This window comes from Pseudomonas brassicacearum, assembly GCF_003732175.1.
Lineage (GTDB): Bacteria > Pseudomonadota > Gammaproteobacteria > Pseudomonadales > Pseudomonadaceae > Aquipseudomonas > Aquipseudomonas brassicacearum_G.
In genome coordinates this window covers 134,799-151,128 of record NZ_MOBI01000006.1, presented here as the reverse complement: position 1 = coordinate 151,128, position 16,330 = coordinate 134,799, and the positions used below count along the sequence as shown (strand labels likewise).

17 protein-coding genes are annotated in these 16,330 nt (G+C 55.3%); 14 read left to right on the top strand and 3 right to left on the bottom strand.

Going from position 1 to position 16,330, the window contains the following annotated elements; translation table 11 throughout:
- Positions 1 to 7: 7 nt before the first annotated feature.
- On the top strand, positions 8 to 463 hold the full coding sequence (locus BK658_RS06115) for a YiiD C-terminal domain-containing protein (protein ID WP_123581518.1): 456 nt from the start codon (positions 8 to 10) through the stop codon (positions 461 to 463).
- Positions 464 to 572: 109 nt separating this feature from the next.
- Here the strand turns inward: BK658_RS06115 and cysQ are convergent, their stop codons facing one another.
- Both cysQ and nudE read right to left on the bottom strand, forming a co-directional pair.
- Complete coding sequence (gene cysQ / locus BK658_RS06110) at positions 573 to 1,409, bottom strand: 3'(2'),5'-bisphosphate nucleotidase CysQ (RefSeq protein ID WP_123581517.1); 837 nt, start codon at positions 1,407 to 1,409, stop codon at positions 573 to 575.
- Entirely contained in the window at positions 1,406 to 1,972 is a 567-nt protein-coding gene (gene nudE / locus BK658_RS06105; RefSeq protein WP_123581516.1) for an ADP compounds hydrolase NudE, read from the bottom strand. Before nudE ends, cysQ begins: the two co-directional genes overlap by 4 nt.
- 88 nt (positions 1,973 to 2,060) lie before the next feature.
- Here nudE and yrfG point away from each other — a divergent pair, with 88 nt between their 5' ends.
- The 5 genes from yrfG (at position 2,061) to BK658_RS06075 (ending at position 7,922) form a co-directional block, all read left to right on the top strand.
- Positions 2,061 to 2,723, top strand: a complete 663-nt coding sequence (gene yrfG, locus BK658_RS06100; RefSeq protein WP_123581515.1) for a GMP/IMP nucleotidase — start codon at positions 2,061 to 2,063, stop codon at positions 2,721 to 2,723.
- A gap of 190 nt (positions 2,724 to 2,913) precedes the next feature.
- Entirely contained in the window at positions 2,914 to 3,801 is an 888-nt protein-coding gene (locus BK658_RS06095) for a LysR family transcriptional regulator (protein ID WP_123581514.1), read from the top strand.
- Between the two features lie 94 nt (positions 3,802 to 3,895).
- The gene (gene fdhD, locus BK658_RS06090) at positions 3,896 to 4,735 is read left to right on the top strand and encodes a formate dehydrogenase accessory sulfurtransferase FdhD (RefSeq protein ID WP_123581513.1); all 840 of its coding nucleotides are present in this window, start codon (positions 3,896 to 3,898) and stop codon (positions 4,733 to 4,735) included.
- Positions 4,732 to 7,080, top strand: a complete 2,349-nt coding sequence (locus BK658_RS06085; protein WP_123581512.1) for an FdhF/YdeP family oxidoreductase — start codon at positions 4,732 to 4,734, stop codon at positions 7,078 to 7,080. Before fdhD ends, BK658_RS06085 begins: the two co-directional genes overlap by 4 nt.
- Before the next feature lie 350 nt (positions 7,081 to 7,430).
- Positions 7,431 to 7,922, top strand: a complete 492-nt coding sequence (locus tag BK658_RS06075) for a glycine zipper domain-containing protein (RefSeq protein ID WP_123581511.1) — start codon at positions 7,431 to 7,433, stop codon at positions 7,920 to 7,922.
- 64 nt (positions 7,923 to 7,986) lie between these two features.
- Here the strand turns inward: BK658_RS06075 and BK658_RS06070 are convergent, their stop codons facing one another.
- On the bottom strand, positions 7,987 to 8,418 hold the full coding sequence (locus BK658_RS06070) for an acyl-CoA thioesterase (RefSeq protein ID WP_123581510.1): 432 nt from the start codon (positions 8,416 to 8,418) through the stop codon (positions 7,987 to 7,989).
- Positions 8,419 to 9,042: 624 nt separating this feature from the next.
- Between BK658_RS06070 and rffA the strand changes: the two genes are divergently transcribed.
- From rffA to BK658_RS06030, 8 genes are all read left to right on the top strand, one after another.
- On the top strand, positions 9,043 to 10,182 hold the full coding sequence (gene rffA, locus BK658_RS06065) for a dTDP-4-amino-4,6-dideoxygalactose transaminase (RefSeq protein ID WP_123581509.1): 1,140 nt from the start codon (positions 9,043 to 9,045) through the stop codon (positions 10,180 to 10,182).
- A gap of 218 nt (positions 10,183 to 10,400) precedes the next feature.
- Positions 10,401 to 12,041 (top strand): hypothetical protein, encoded by a 1,641-nt coding sequence (locus BK658_RS06060; RefSeq protein WP_123581508.1) that lies wholly within the window; start codon positions 10,401 to 10,403, stop codon positions 12,039 to 12,041.
- Between the two features lie 38 nt (positions 12,042 to 12,079).
- A complete protein-coding gene (locus tag BK658_RS06055; protein ID WP_123581507.1) occupies positions 12,080 to 12,772 on the top strand; it encodes a WbqC family protein in 693 nt (230 codons plus the stop codon).
- The gene (locus BK658_RS06050; protein ID WP_123581506.1) at positions 12,769 to 13,692 is read left to right on the top strand and encodes a glycosyltransferase family 2 protein; all 924 of its coding nucleotides are present in this window, start codon (positions 12,769 to 12,771) and stop codon (positions 13,690 to 13,692) included. Before BK658_RS06055 ends, BK658_RS06050 begins: the two co-directional genes overlap by 4 nt.
- Complete coding sequence (locus BK658_RS06045; protein WP_123581505.1) at positions 13,679 to 14,314, top strand: class I SAM-dependent methyltransferase; 636 nt, start codon at positions 13,679 to 13,681, stop codon at positions 14,312 to 14,314. Before BK658_RS06050 ends, BK658_RS06045 begins: the two co-directional genes overlap by 14 nt.
- Positions 14,311 to 14,976, top strand: coding sequence for an acetyltransferase (locus BK658_RS06040; protein WP_123581504.1), 666 nt, complete (start codon positions 14,311 to 14,313; stop codon positions 14,974 to 14,976). The genes BK658_RS06045 and BK658_RS06040 overlap by 4 nt, the downstream gene beginning before the upstream one ends.
- Positions 14,973 to 15,896, top strand: coding sequence for a hypothetical protein (locus BK658_RS06035; protein WP_123581503.1), 924 nt, complete (start codon positions 14,973 to 14,975; stop codon positions 15,894 to 15,896). The genes BK658_RS06040 and BK658_RS06035 overlap by 4 nt, the downstream gene beginning before the upstream one ends.
- Positions 15,889 to 16,320, top strand: coding sequence for a GtrA family protein (locus BK658_RS06030; protein ID WP_123581502.1), 432 nt, complete (start codon positions 15,889 to 15,891; stop codon positions 16,318 to 16,320). The genes BK658_RS06035 and BK658_RS06030 overlap by 8 nt, the downstream gene beginning before the upstream one ends.
- Positions 16,321 to 16,330: the final 10 nt, after the last annotated feature.

Sequence of the window (16,330 nt, the reverse complement as noted above, 5' to 3'; positions counted from 1 at the left end):
CCCGTGCATGAACCGCGACAGTCGTCACCTGGAATCCGTCCTCCATCGCGACATTCCCCTCACACGGGATATGGGCCTCAAGGTACTCGACTGGCACGACCTGCAATTACGCCTGCACTTGCCGCTGGCGGCTAACGTCAATCACAAGAGCACCATGTTTGGCGGTAGCTTGTACTGTGGCGCGGTGTTGGCAGGTTGGGGCTGGCTGCATTTGCGCCTGCGCGAAGAAGGCGTCGAGGGCGGGCACATCGTCATTCAGGAAGGCCGGATCAACTATCCGCTGCCGGTCACTGGCGATGCGGTTGCGATTTGCGACGCACCAAGTGCGGCGGTGTGGAAAAAGTTTTTGGCGATGTACCAACGCTACGGCCGGGCGCGGTTGACGTTGCATACGCGGGTCGTCAACGTCGATAGCGATGAGGATGCGGTGACATTTACCGGGCAGTACGTGTTGCATCGTTAATCTCGATCGTTCCCACGCTCTGCGTGGGAATGCAGCCCGTGACGCTCCGCGTCACTGGACGCGGAGCGTCCCTAGAGGCGTTACCACGCAGAGCGTGGGAACGATCGACTCAAGAACGAGCGAGCTCCAATAGTTTCTCGCGCCACGCGGCTTTGGCCGGCAGCGCCAGGAAGAACGAATTCAATAACGAGGCTCGCGCCGGATAACTGAACGGCTCACCGCTCAACTCCAGCACCTCTCCACCCGCACCTTCGAGTACGCCTTGCGCAGCAGCGGTGTCCCACTGAGAGGTCGGCGCCAAGCGTGGGTAACAATCCGCCGCGCCTTCCGCCAGCAGGCAAAACTTCAGCGAACTGCCGATATTGGCCAGTTGCAGTTCACCCAGATTGGCACTCAAGCCAGCGAGCAAGCGCTCCTGCTCAGGGCTTGAATGTCGACGGCTGGCGACCACGGTGAACGCTTCGCCAGCAGGCGGTACGTCACGAACCTGAATCGGCAGCGGCGCAGCATCCTTGTCAGCTCGCCAGGCCCCGAGCCCGGCACCACCGAAGTAGCAGCGGCCATTGGTCGGCATCGACACTACGCCAAACACCACACGTCCCTGTTCGATCAGCGCGATGTTGACGGTGAATTCTTCGCTGCCGGAAATGAACTCCTTGGTGCCATCCAGCGGGTCGACCAGCCACCAGCGCTGCCAACCGGCGCGCACCGATTGCGCAATGTTGGCGTCTTCTTCCGAGAGCACCGGGATGCTCGGATCAAGCGCTGTCAGCCCCGCCAGAATCAAATGATGAGCGGCAAGATCGGCGGCGGTGACCGGCGAATCATCAGCCTTGGCGGTCACTGCCGTGCCGGTGCGCCAGAACGGCAGAATGACCTCGCCGGCCTTCAGCGCCAACTCGACCACGGGGGCCAGTAACGGATGAACCTGGGGGAAATCACTCACGGTTGAAACACTCCACGCTGCGTCAATAGATCACGGGCCAGGTACAACGCCGCCAAGGCACGGCCCTCGGTGAACTGTGAATTCTGCGCCAGCGCCGCGAGCTCCCGCAGATTGACCCGGTCCACCCGCATCGGCTCCGGCTCGTCGCCTTCAAGGCTTTCTTCGTACAAATCAGTCGCCAACACCACCTGAATTTTCTGGCTCATGTAACCGGGCGACAGCGACAGCTCGGTCAGATGTTCCAGTTGCCGGGCGCCAAAACCGGCCTCTTCCTTGAGCTCACGCTCGGCCGCTGCCAACACATCCTCGCCAGGTTCGATCAAGCCCTTGGGCAACGACAGTTCATAGGCATCGGTTCCGCCGCAGTATTCTTCAACCAGCACCGCGTGGTCGGAATCGAGCATCGCCACGATCATCACTGCGCCATACCCCGCGCCCTTGCCGACCAATCGCTCATAGGTGCGCTCGACGCCATTGGAAAAGCGCAGCTGCACCTCTTCAACGCAGAACAAGCGGGTGGTGGCGACGATCTCGCGGGCTAATACTTCGGGTTTCTGGCGCATGGCGGCTCCTTGGCGTGAACGCGGTACTATAACGCGGCTTTCTTGATTGTTTATGTCGGATATCTTTTTACCGCTGGAGAAGTTTTCAATGCCATCACTGCCCTGGCGCGACATTGATACCGTTCTGCTGGATATGGACGGCACGTTGCTGGACCTGCATTACGACAACCATTTCTGGATGGAACACCTGCCCAGGCGTTATGCCGAGCTGCATGGTGTCAGTCAGGCCATGGCCGAGCTGGAATTGCAGCCGTTGTTCGAGCGTAACGCCGGTCAGTTGCAGTGGTATTGCCTGGACTTCTGGAGCGCTGAGCTGAAGCTGCCGGTGCGCGAGTTGAAACTCGAGACCGCCCATCTGATTGCGTTGCGACCGGACGCCGATACCTTTCTGGCAGCGATCAAGCAGGCCCGAAAGCGCGTGATCCTGATCACCAACGCCCACCGCGACTCGTTGTCGCTGAAGCTGGAAAGAGTCGAACTGGCGCCCTACTTCGAGCGGTTGATCAGCTCCCACGATTACGGTTTCGCCAAGGAAAACCCGCAATTCTGGGACGCCTTGCGCGCAGACATCGACTTCGACCCACGCCGCAGCCTGTTTATCGACGATACGTTGCCGATCCTGCGCAGTGCACGGGATTTTGGCGTGGCGCATCTGTTGGCTGTGAGTCAGCCGGACAGCCGCAAAGAGCCGAAAGACACCGCGGAGTTTATGGCGGTTGAAAATTATCGAGAGTTGATCGAAGGGCTCTGAGACCGAATCGTTGCCCGCCCCCGTAGCTGCCGCAGGCTGCGATCTTTTGATCTTGCGGCGATTGAGGGAAAAGATCGCAGCCTGCGGCAGCTCCTACGCGGGGAGAATTTGTCCGAATGCGGCAACAGTGGTTTGTTGGCTTCGGAGCAAGCGCTAGAATCGCGCCCCTAGCCTGCGCCCTGGAGCGACGATGGACATCAAACAGCTGAAATTCCTCATCGCCCTCGACGAAACCCGGCACTTCGGCCAGGCCGCTGCGCGCTGCCACATCACTCAGCCCACCCTGTCGATGCGCTTGCGCAGCCTGGAAGAAGAACTCGATCTGCCGCTGGTCAATCGTGGCCAGCGCTTCGAAGGTTTCACCGCGCCGGGCGAGCGGGTGCTGGCCTGGGCGCGCACCGTGCTGGCCGCCTGTGACGGCTTGCAGGCCGAGGCCGCAGCCTGTCGCGGCAACCTGGTCGGCACCTTGCGTCTGGGCGTGGTGCCGCTGTCGAGTTTTGATCCGCTGCCGCTGATGCAACAACTGCACGGCGATCACCCGAACCTGCGATTCGAACTCTCAGCCTTGAGCTCCGAGCAAATCCTCGAACACTTGGCGAACAATCGCCTGGACCTCGGGGTGTCCTATCTCGAGCGCCTCGACAGCGAGCGCTTCGACTCATTGGCCTTCAGCGAAACTCGCATGGGTCTGCTCTACGACCTGCGCTTTTTCAGCTTCGGTGAAAAGCCCTTGAGCTGGGAAGCACTCATCGAGCTGCCCTTGGGCATGCTCACCAGTGGCATGCACTTTCGCCAGTCCATCGACCACAATTTCCACAGCCGTGGCCTCAGCCCGCAACCGTTGTTACAGACCGACGCGGTCCATCAATTGTTGCAAGCTGTGCACGGTGGCCTGTGTTGTGCGGTGATGCCACTGGAAGGCGGACTCGAAACACTCACCGAGCATTTGCGCCTGCACCCGATTGAAAATGCGCAAACCCTTGGCCGACTGGGGCTGATCATGCGCCGCAGTGCACCGCGCTCGGCACTGGCTGAAGCGTGTTTCGCGCACTATCAGAAATCACTGACGAGCTCTTGATCGACGCCATCTATCGGCAGATCAGTAATAGCGATTAGACGTGACACATTGACGCGCCTAGGCTTAAGGCTGGATAAACCGCCGGTATTGCCCCATGAAAGCCAAGCGTCCGGTTTGCGGGGCGCCCGCCGTCGAAATGCCCACGCCAGCCGCCAGTCAGAACTATCAGTATTGCAACCTCGACCACAGCGAATCAGCCAGCACCGCGCTCGCTGAGGAAGTGGCGTTGGCGATCGCCTACAACGGCATCAGCCAGGCGGTGATGCTGGTCACCCCGACCGATCTGGAAGACTTCATCGTTGGCTTCAGCCTGGGCAGCGGGATCATCAGTGACGTGTCCGACCTCTATGACCTGCAACTCAGCGGGTCCGGTTCGGCGCAGTACGCGCAGGTCAGCATTTCCAGCCGCGCATTCTGGAACCTCAAGCAGCAACGTCGGCAATTGGCCGGTACCAGCGGTTGTGGACTCTGTGGCGTCGAAGCGGTAGAGCAAGCCTTGCCGCAACTCAACGTATTGCCCGGCGCACCATTGCCGCCCGCACAATGGCTTGAAGGCCTGCGCCAGCGCATCGGTGCATTCCAGCCATTGGGCCAATACAGCGGCGCCGTGCACGCCGCTGTGTTCATGAACAACCAGGGCGAGTTGCTGCTGGGCCGGGAAGACATCGGCCGGCACAACGCGCTCGATAAGCTGATTGGCGCGCTGGTCCGCCAGAACATCCCGACGACAGGCGGACTGGCGATTGTCACCAGCCGTTGCAGCCTCGAACTGATCCAGAAAGTGTTGCGCGCCGGCATCCAGACCCTGGTCAGCCTGTCGTCCCCCACCGGCCTGGCCGTGCAATGGGCACGCCGGCACAACCTCAACCTCATCCACCTGCCACAGAAAAGTGCACCGCGGGTCTATAGCCCTGCGATGGAGAATCAAGCGTGAGTCAACATCGTCAAGCCGACCAGAAACCCGTCCCCCGCTACAAGCCCTACAAAGGCCCAGCCGGTGGCTGGGGTGCGCTGATCAGCGTCGCCCAGGCCTGGTTGACCAGCGATAACGCGCTGAAAAACCTCCGCATAATGCTCAAGACTAACCAGAACGGCGGCTTCGACTGCCCCGGTTGCGCCTGGGGCGATTCTCCGGAAAAGGGCATGGTGATGTTCTGCGAGAACGGCGCCAAAGCGGTCAACTGGGAAGCCACCAAGCGCCGGGTCGATGCCGCATTCTTCGCCAAGCACAGCGTCAGCTCGTTGCTGGAGCAGAGCGACTACTGGCTCGAGTATCAAGGCCGGCTGACCGAGCCGATGAGCTACGACGCCGAAACCGACCGTTACACCCCCATCAGTTGGGAAGCCGCCTTCGCACTGATCGGTAAACACCTGCAGAACCTGTCGAGTCCGAAACAGGCCGAGTTCTACACTTCGGGCCGCGCCAGCAACGAAGCGGCGTATCTCTATCAGCTGTTCGTCCGCGCTTTCGGCACCAACAACTTCCCTGACTGCTCGAATATGTGTCACGAGGCCAGCGGTGTGGCCATGGCGCAGAGTATCGGTGTCGGCAAAGGCACGGTGACCTTCGACGACTTCGAACACGCGGACGCGATTTTCGTCTGGGGCCAGAACCCCGGCACCAACCATCCACGAATGCTCGAACCGCTGCGCGAAGCAGTGAAGCGCGGCGCTCAGGTGGTGTGCATCAATCCGCTCAAAGAGCGTGGCCTGGAACGCTTCCAGCACCCGCAGCACCCGATCGAAATGCTCACCAACGGTGACAAGCCGACCAACACCGCGTACTTCCGTCCGGCGTTGGGTGGCGACATGGCGCTGCTGCGCGGCATGGCCAAGTTCCTGCTGCAATGGGAACGCGAGGCGCAGCAAACCGACGCGCCATCGGTGTTCGACCACGACTTCCTCAACGAACACACCGCCAGCGTGCTCGACTACCTTGGCGAGATCGACGACACCTCGTGGGAGCAGATCGTCGAACAGTCCGGGCTGACCCTGGAAGAGATCGAGCAAGCGGCGCGCATGTACGCCAAAGGCAAGAATGTGATCATGTGCTGGGCCATGGGCATTACCCAGCACCGGCACTCGGTGCCGACCATCCAGGAAATCGCCAACCTGATGCTGCTGCGCGGCAACATCGGTCGGCCGGGCGCAGGCCTGTGCCCGGTGCGCGGGCACAGCAACGTGCAAGGCGACCGGACCATGGGCATCAACGAACGCCCGCCGGCGTTCTTCCTCGATGCACTGGAGCGCCGCTTCCAGTTCAAGATGCCGCGTGAGAACGGTCACAACGTGGTCGAAGCCATCCACGCGATGCTCGATGGCCGCTCGAAAGTCTTCATCGGTCTGGGTGGCAACTTTGCCCAAGCCACGCCGGACAGCCCACGGACCTTCCAGGCCCTGAGCAATTGCGACCTCACCGTGCAAATCAGCACCAAGCTCAACCGCAGCCATCTGGCGCACGGTAAAGAAGCGCTGATCCTGCCGTGCCTGGGGCGCACCGACATCGACTTGCAAAGCGAAGGGGCGCAAGCGGTAACGGTCGAAGATTCATTCAGCATGGTTCACGCCTCCAACGGCCAGCTGCAGCCGCTGTCGAAACAGATGCGTTCGGAGCCGTCGATCATCGCCGGTATCGCTGCCGCAACCTTAGGCGCCACGCCTGTCGACTGGAATTGGCTGGTGGCCGATTACCGGCGTATCCGCGAACTGATTGCCGACACCATTCCGGGCTTCAAGGACTTCAACCAGAAGCTCGAGAACCCGGGCGGTTTTTACCTGGGCAACAGCGCACGTGCCCGGCGCTGGAACACTTCGTCGGGTCGCGCCAATTTCCGGCCGAACATCCTGCCGGTCGATCTGGTACACGAGCGCACCCGCGCCACCGGGCAGCTGCCGGATCTGATCATGCAATCGATGCGCTCTCACGATCAGTACAACACCACCATTTACGGTCTCGACGACCGTTATCGGGGGGTCAAGGGTCAGCGTGACGTGCTGTTCGTCAACGAAGCCGACATCATTCGTCTGGGTTTCAAACCGGGGCAGAAAGCCGATATCGTGTCGATCTGGGATGACGGTCGTGAGCGCCGCGTCAAAGGCTTCACCTTGCTGGCGTTCGATATTCCCGCCGGACAAGCCGCTGCGTATTACCCGGAGGTGAATCCGCTGGTGCCGCTGGAAAGCATCGGTGACGGCAGCCACACACCAACTTCGAAGTTCGTGGCGATCCGTTTGGAAGCGGCAAGCGAGACCGGGTTAATCATGGCCAGGTCGGCTTGACACAAAGTCAAACCTCTTTGGCGAGGGAGCTTGCTCCCGCTCGGGTGCGTAGCAGTCGTGAACCTTGGGGCCGCTTCGCGACCCAACGGGAGCAAGCTCCCTCGCCACAGGACTATGTTCACCCCACTTACTCAGTGTTAGAACACTTTCCAAACGCCCACAAAAAAGGCCGCTTTTGTATCAAAGCGGCCTCTCGCAAGTAGCTAAAGACCAGCGAAAATCCATTAAGTTCCACCTATAAAACAATAACTTAGCGAATTGTGCACAAGTCGTGTTACTCGTCGGATTTCTATTGTAACCATCGCGACACAGCCTCAGGATCGCGCCGTCATCCCTTTGAGGCTCCTCTCATGAAGTTCTCCTCGATTCTCTTGTTGTCCCTTGGCCTGATCAGTGGCGCCGCATCTGCCGGTGGCACCGCCGAGGCAGGTGTTGGCGGCGCATTGGGCGGGGTTCTTGGCTCAGTGGTAGGTCAATCGCTGGGCGGCAACACCGGTTCGACCATTGGTGCGGCCTTGGGCGGCGCCGGTGGTAGTGCGGTAGGTGCCAACAAACACAGCCGTGGCGAAGCGGCCATCGGTGGTGCGCTCGGCGCAGCCGGCGGTAACGTGGTCGGCCGCAGCATGGGCGGCACGTCGGGCAGCCTGATCGGTGCAGCAGCCGGCGGTGGTGCTGGTGGTGCACTGGGTAACTATATGGGCAACCAGAGCAATGACGAAGGCGGCGGTCGCCGCGGCTATCGCGACCATGATGGCCGTCGCTACTACGATGATGACCACCGCGGTCGTGGCCATGCTTATGGCCATCGCAAGCATCACCGCTACTATCGTGATCGCGACTGATCCCTGGTCGCGTCACGAAAGAGATTCCAAAAAAATCGCAGCCCTCGGGCTGCGATTTTTCGTTTCACACCAGCAACTGCTCCAACGCCCCGCGTAACCCGGCAGGAATCGCCACCGGCTGATTCGAGGCCCGATCCACAAACACATGCACAAAGCGTCCTGCCGCACAGGCGTCCGCTTCCCCGGCCTTGAACACCGCCAATTCGTATTGCACCGAACTGCTGCCCAACTTGCCCACCCGCAAACCGATTTCAATGCGCTCGGGAAAAGCGATCGAGGCGAAGTAATCGCACGCCGAACTCACCACAAACCCCACCACTTCACCGCCGTGAATATCCAGACCACCGACTTCGATGAGGTAGGTATTCACCGCCGTGTCGAAGAAACTGTAATAGGTCACGTTGTTCACATGGCCATAGACATCGTTGTCGTGCCAACGGGTGATGATCGGCTGGAAGTGGCGGTAGTCGGAGCGCTGGGGTATCGGGTTGGACATCAGTGTCGATTCCTGGAATTGAACAGCCAGTCTAAGGCGAAAACCGCGTTATCGTTCTTCGCGAGCAAGCCCACGCAGTTGATTTTCAGTGAATACAACATTTGCGTCCGACCGAGATCCAGTGTGGGAGTGGGCTTGCCCCCGAAGAGGCCATCACAGGCAATGCGCACATCGGCTTCGACCTGATCAATCCGGCCCTGGCGCACAGTGTGGCGTAGGTCTCGGCCACGGCGGCACGCTGAATCTGGAACGGCGTCTGGCTCATGGTTTGCTCTCTTGTTAGCGATCCAAAGACAGCATTCACCATAGTCAACCCAGCGATGTTTTTGAAATTTATCCCCATGATGAGCGGCATTCAGCGGATGGATGCCATAAACGATCCCGCACAAGAATCGCAGCAACCGCTCAGCGCTTGGCACGTCATCAATTAGACAGCCCCTGCAAGGCTTGAATGTGGGCTTAAACGGAGGGTTAAGCTATGATCGGCCGCAGCCGTAAATACATGCGAGCGGACAGGTGTGAACCGGCCTTCTGATTTAAAACCTCGCGTAGCAGAACAAGAAATGAATGCAAAGACCTGCTAATTGACTTCAATGCAAAATCTTACAGGCCCGGAGGCATGACGTGAGCATCGGAAAGATCCAGTTCAACCGACCTTATATGACAGGTCAGGAATTTCATTTCATTGAACAGGCGAAACTCGGCAACGTACTCGCCGGAGATGGTCCGTTCACCAAGCATTGCCACCGTTGGCTCGAAGAAACAACAGGCTCTGTCAAAGCGCTCCTTACCCACTCATGCACCGCCGCTCTCGAAATGGCTGCGTTGCTGCTGGACATTCAGCCTGGTGACGAAGTCATCATGCCTTCTTTCACCTTCGTCTCAACGGCTAACGCATTTGTTTTACGCGGTGCAGTGCCCGTTTTCGTCGATATACGGGAAGACACCCTGAACCTTGACGAACAGCTGATTGAAGAAGCTATTACCTCCCGGACCAGAGCGATCGTCCCCGTCCATTACGCAGGCGTAGCGTGTGAAATGGATATCATCCTGGACATCGCTCGTCGCCATGGCTTGAAAGTGGTGGAAGATGCCGCTCAGGGGGTGATGGCAAGCTATAAAGGACAGGCACTGGGAAGCATTGGCGATCTAGGGGCTTTCAGCTTCCACGAAACCAAGAACGTGATTTCCGGCGAGGGCGGTGCGCTGTTGGTCAAAGACGCGTCTCTGGCTTTACGTGCTGAAATCATTCGAGAAAAAGGAACCGATCGCAGCCGGTTTTTCCGCGGAGAAGTCGATAAGTACACATGGCAGGAAGTAGGCTCTTCTTTCCTGCCTGGCGAACTTACTGCAGCGTTTCTCTGGGCGCAATTGCAGGAAGCGCAAACAATCACGTCACGACGTCTGGCGAGTTGGCAGCACTACCATGAACTGCTTGCCCCTCTTGAAGACAATGGGATCTTGCGTCGCCCGATAGTTCCCAATGAATGTCAGCACAACGCGCATATGTATTATGTCTTGCTTAACCCGGAAATAGATCGACATAACGTATTGAGCACCTTGAAACAAAACTCCATTGACGCGGTTTTCCATTATGTACCTTTACACTCCTCGCCCGCCGGGCAGCGCTATGGGCGAATGCAGGGCTCGCTGGAAGTCACCAATCAACAGTCGGAACGTTTGATCAGATTGCCTTTATGGGTAGGACTCACCGAACCGCAACAACAAAGGGTAATTGATTGCTTATTGCACGCTACAAACTAATTCGCAGATAGGAAAAAGCAGGTAACCCATCAAGAGCAATGTTGGGTTACGACCACCTGTACAGCCGCCTATTTCAGACATAACGAAGAAGCGATTGCAATTTTTATTGGCCCCTCTTTATCCGATGAAACTTTCCGACCCAGGAAGTGAAACAGCCAATATAATAAAAACAAGTAAAACATCAGGAATCACACTTTTCGATACGCAAGGTTGTAAATATGAACAAAATAACAGAAAAAAAAATACCACTTATCGTTATCGGCTTGTTTTTTTTCCTGTTGCTCAGCGGGATTTTCGTTCCGATCTACGGAGACGAAATAGTTTCCAAATGGAGCGTTGCCAGATTTTTTCTAGAAGATCAAAATCTGGTTTCATTTTTTCCACAGTGCTCGACAATGTCTGACCGAGCTGTCTCTTGGGTTTTCTATCCTGCCGCGCTACTAGTATCGGCGACATATGCTTACCTTACACCGCTTGGGGTACGGTTAAGTGGGATAATTTTATCCTTGGGTTGGTTTGCTTTACTTGCACTCTGGTGTTTTAAACAAACGAATGATAGAACGTTCGCTATTCGGCGGTTTGCCAGCCTGATTGCATTTGCATCATTAGGTATAATGCCGTACTTGTGGGTTCTGTCTCGCGCTGAACAATTCATGACTTTACCCATTTTGATTTTCTGTTTATCGGCGCTTTATTTTAAGGGAACGAAGTCGTTAGGGTTACAGCTCGCAGGGGCGATATTTTTTACCATCGTGCTTTCTTGTTTTTTTTATGTACATCCAAAAAGCCTGTTTTTCCTCCCTTTTTTGCTGACAGCTCTGTGGCTTACAACCGAGACATATCACAAACTGATTCGCCTTGCACTTCTTGCCTATGCGGTTATTTTATTTGCTCAAGTGCTCCACGAGTCAAACGCAATTGCAGCCTGTAAAGATGCGCCGGCAATGCAAGCTATGCTGACAGCCAACACATTGTTGCCCGGGATGCTTTTTTCTGCACCCGCTGAGTTTATTCAGGCAGCCTACAGCAATATCGTAAACTTTCCGGAGCGGTTGTTATCGCATTTAACCTTCAACGCGTACTCGCAATCAGGCTGGCTCCCTCCCATCGAAGGGAATACCAGCTTCTTGTTCCTGTTAAACCTAGCGATAAAGTACTTACTTTATGCCTTCATCGTTGGCGTACACCTTTGGAGCGTAACAGAATTCGTTATTAAACTAGCAAAGAGAAAGCTTTCTGCCCCCATTCTCCTGGCTGCCTTTCTGGCATCGGCAGACATTCTAAATGCTCTGCTTTTCAATATTCAAAACTTCTATTCCGGCTCTCAATTTCTTCCAATCTCGATAGTCTTAACCGCTTTATTACTACCATCATCGGACACCAAAATATCATACCGGAGCCTGGCCATCGGCTATTCCGTTATCTTGATGCTTTCCATTTTATCGATGATAACGCTCCTATCCTTAGTCACTCCATCCACGATAAAAAACGCATCATCCGAGAAGGCGAGTCTGCCCGGTCAACCCCTATCAATTCCGGTCTTTAATACGCAATCGCACCTGAACTCCATAAAAGCCCTTGGTGCTTCTTGCGGGCTTTCCCCTAAAAACTCCGAAAGCCTTGTGCTTGACCACATGACATACTTTGCTTTTCTCCAGGACAAAAAGCCCATCCATGTACTCTATGTTTCTGAATTCGGCTTTGGTGGCGACTTGGTGAACGGACGGCTACTTCCATTTTTGAGAGAACTCGGCAGCCCCGGAGCTATTACGCGCTGTGAGTGGATGCCTACACCGTTTCGCAAAGCACAAAAAAGCAATGACATGGGTTATTGCTGTGTCAATTTCAATGACTTATAGAACATGCATTTTATTCATTTAATAGGTGTCTGAGCAAAATGAAGAAAATCGCTATCGTGCAATCCAACTACATACCCTGGAAGGGTTATTTCGACATGATTGCCGCTGTCGATGAATTTATTCTCTACGACGACATGCAATACACCCGGCGTGACTGGCGCAACCGCAACCAGATCAAAACGCCGCAAGGTCTGCAGTGGTTGACGGTACCGGTCAAGGTCAAGGGCAAGTACCATCAGACAATATTCGAAACCGAAATCGAGGGCACGGACTGGGCAGCGGTGCACTGGAAATCATTGCAGCAAAACTATCGCCGAACGCCTTATTTTGATGAGATTTCGGCTTGGCTTGAACCGCTTTATCTGGCGCCTTATACGCGGCTATCTGACCTTAACCGGGCCTTTCTTGAGCGAATCTGCCTGTATCTCGGGATCAAGACGCTCATCAGCAGCTCATCGGATTACACGTTGAGTGATGGAAAAACCGAACGCCTGGCAGATCTTTGTGTGCAAGCAGGCGCCACCGAGTATATTTCTGGTCCGGCAGCCCGGGACTATGTCGAGGCCGATGTGTTCTCCGAACGAGGCGTTCATCTGAGCTGGTTCGATTACTCCGGTTATCTTGAATATCCGCAGCTCTGGGGCGACTTTTCTCACAACGTCACCATTCTTGATTTGTTATTCAATTGTGGGAAAGAAGCACCTAACTATATGAAGTTCATACGCCCATGAAACTTTCCATTGTTGCGACGCTTTACCAATCAGCCAGTTACCTCGCCGAATTTCACCAACGAGCAAGCGCGGCCGCTCAAGAGCTGGTGGGTGATGATTATGAAATCGTCCTGGTTAACGACGGTTCACCCGATAACAGTCTCGATACCGCCGTGCAATTGACTGAGCATGACCACCATGTTGTGGTCGTCGACCTGTCACGCAATTTTGGCCATCACAAAGCGATGATGACAGGCCTGGCCCACGCCTCGGGTGAACGCGTTTTTCTGATCGACAGTGATCTGGAAGAAGAGCCCGAATGGCTTCTCACGTTCGCGCAGCAGATGGCTGAAGACAAAAGTGATGTGGTCTATGGCGTGCAGGAGTGTCGTAAAGGCAATTTCCTCGAACGTATCAGCGGGAGGTGGTTCTATGGCCTGTTCAGGCTGCTCACGGGCTTGAACCTTCCTGAAAACATCGTGACCGCACGGTTGATGACCCGTCGCTATGTGGATGCGTTGCTGTGCCACCAGGAGCGTGAGGTATTCATGGCTGGCCTTTGGTACATCACGGGGTTCATTCAGAAACCGATCACCATCAAAAAACACAGTACCAGTGAAACGACCTACACCTTCCGCAGAAAAATGTCGCTGCTGGTCAACTCAGTGACTTCATTCAGTAATGCACCCTTGATTGGCATTTTTTACATTGGCCTGTCGATTTCGCTATTGTCGTGCGCTTACATTTCTTACCTGCTGATCGTCAAACTGGTTTTTGCCACACCGCTAGACGGATGGACCTCGGTGATGGCATCTATTTGGCTCTTGGGCGGGATGATCATTTCTTTTATTGGTGTCGTGGGTATCTATTTGTCGAAGATATTTTCCGAGACTAAACGGCGCCCCTACACCATCGTGAGGCAAGTTCATGGAAAGCGATAAAACTGAACTGCTGTCTGAAGTGGCTGAGTACTACTCCTCAAAGTTGGCCCAGCACGGTGAAACCCCTCAGGGAGTCGACTGGAATGGCAAAGAAGGGCAGTACCTGCGGTTTGCCCAACTCAACACCATCATCGACAGTAAAACGCCCTTTTCGGTCAATGATATCGGCTGTGGCTATGGTGCGTTCTACGACTTCCTGCAAGAGCGGCACAATGCGTTTTCCTATGACGGCATCGATGTGTCCGAGGATATGGTCAACGCCGCAAGGTTACGCTACAAAGATCGTGCCGCTGTGCAATTCCATACCGGTTGCGAACCTGTGCAACTCGCGGATTACGGCTTCGCAAGCGGCATTTTCAATGTCCGACTGGGGAGGACGGATGCAGAGTGGCTGACCTACATCGAAAGCGTTCTGGATACGCTCGACAAGACCAGCCGCCTGGGATTCGCCTTCAACTGCCTGACCTCCTACTCTGATGCCGACAAGATGCGCGATTATCTTTACTACGCCGATCCCTGCATGCTGTTCGATCTGTGTAAACGTCGCTACTCACGCAATGTGGCGCTGCTTCATGACTATGATCTCTACGAGTTCACTATCCTGGTGAGGAAGCAGCCATGAAAAAATCCCTGATTATTTTCGGTGCAGGCGATATTGCGCAACTCGCCCATTACTACTTCTCGTCAGACTCTGACTATGAAGTCGTTGCCTTTTCTGTTGACGCTGCTTATTTGACCGAAAACGTTTTCTGCGGACTTCCAGTCTTCGCATTTGAGGAACTCACCGCCTACTACCCGCCAGAAAAGTGCGAGTTATTTGTTGCGCTCAGCTACTCGAAGCTCAATGCCGTGCGCAAAGAAAAGTACCTTGCCGGCAAGGCCATGGGCTACCGATTTGCAAACTTCATCAGCTCTCATGCCACCGTCCTGAATGATGGACGAATCGGAGAGAACTGCTTCATTCTCGAAGACAACACCATTCAGCCATTTGTCACCCTCGGCAACAACGTGACGCTGTGGAGTGGTAATCATATCGGCCATCACTCCACAATCAGGGATCACTCCTTCATTGCCTCGCACGTGGTAATTTCTGGCGGGGTAGAAATTGGCGAACAGTGCTTTATAGGCGTCAATGCAACGCTACGCGACCATATCAAAGTCGGAGATCGGTGCGTTATCGGTGCAGGCGCATTGCTATTAAGCGATGCCGAGCCCGAAGGCCTGTACGTTGGTTCAGCGACAGAACGCTCTAAAGTGCCTAGCACCAAGCTGAGGAAAATATGACGCCCTACTGGCAAAAATTGGGACTGCTTTACTGCCCTTCCAGTACCGGGCGGCATCCCAAGCTTTTGACTCATGTCGCCAATCCCTTGCCGGTTTTGCTTGAGGGCGATATCTATCGGATCTACTACAGCGGCAGGGACGGCGACAATCGCTCCTCTGTTGGCGCGGTCGATATCGATATCATTACTCGCCAGGTAATCCGCGAGCACCACGAACCGATGTTCGAGCATGGCGCCGAAGGCAGTTTTTTTGCAGATGGAGTAAGCATCGGTAATTGCTATGACGTCGACGGTGTTCGGTACATGCTCTTCATGGGCTGGCAAAACCCCGCAGGTGGCCATTGGCGTGGTGATATCGGCCGGCTCATCGTCAACCCTGATCTAACCCTGAAACTGGAAAGTCGTGAACCTTTCATGGGCGCTGACCCTACGGACCCCATCAGCCTTTCTTACCCATGGGTCATGCAAAGTGCCAATGGGGACTACGACATGTGGTACGGGTCAACCGCAAGCTGGGATGCCGGTAACGGAGAGATGCTGCATACCCTAAACTACGCATCATCCATCGATGGGCATCATTGGGCTCGGCAAGGGTTGGCCGTTCCTTATGTCATAGGAAAGGCGCAAGCCTTCTCAAGACCAACCGTCATAGGCTCTAGAGAAACCGGTTTTGAAATGTGGTTCTCCTATCGAAGTGGCGCGGGTGAAACCTACAGAATCGGCTATGCGCGCAGTCATGACGGTCATTCCTGGCAACTGTGTCTGGACGCTTGCGGTATTGATGTCTCGGAGAGCGATTGGGACTCAGCGATGATCGAGTATCCCTATGTGTTTATCCACAAAGCACAGCACTACATGCTGTACAACGGCAACGGTTATGGAAAGTCCGGATTTGGTCTGGCGGCGTGGGTAAATGCGTAAATTGCTCTCGAAACTACCCGATAGGGCCTCGACCATCGAGCTGCTGCGCTATGGCGTCATTGGCCTTCTCACCAACTCAATAGGTTATATGGTTTATCTATTGATTACGTATGCCGGCGGAACTCCGAAAATCACAATGAGCGTGCTCTATGCAGTGGGTACTGCTATCGGTTTTATCGGTAACCGCAAGTGGACGTTTTCCCACGATGGGGATCTGCTGAGCGCGGGGGCACGCTATATTTTTGCGCACAGTCTCGGCTACACATTGAATTTGTCCATTCTCATCGTGATGGTGGACTACTTGGGTTACCCGCATCAGTGGGTCCAAATACTGTCGATATTTGCGGTGGCGGGCTTTCTTTTCCTGATGTTCAAATTTTTTGTGTTTCCGAAAGCATCAGTTGATCAAAGAAGCGAGGCATAGGTGCACAAAC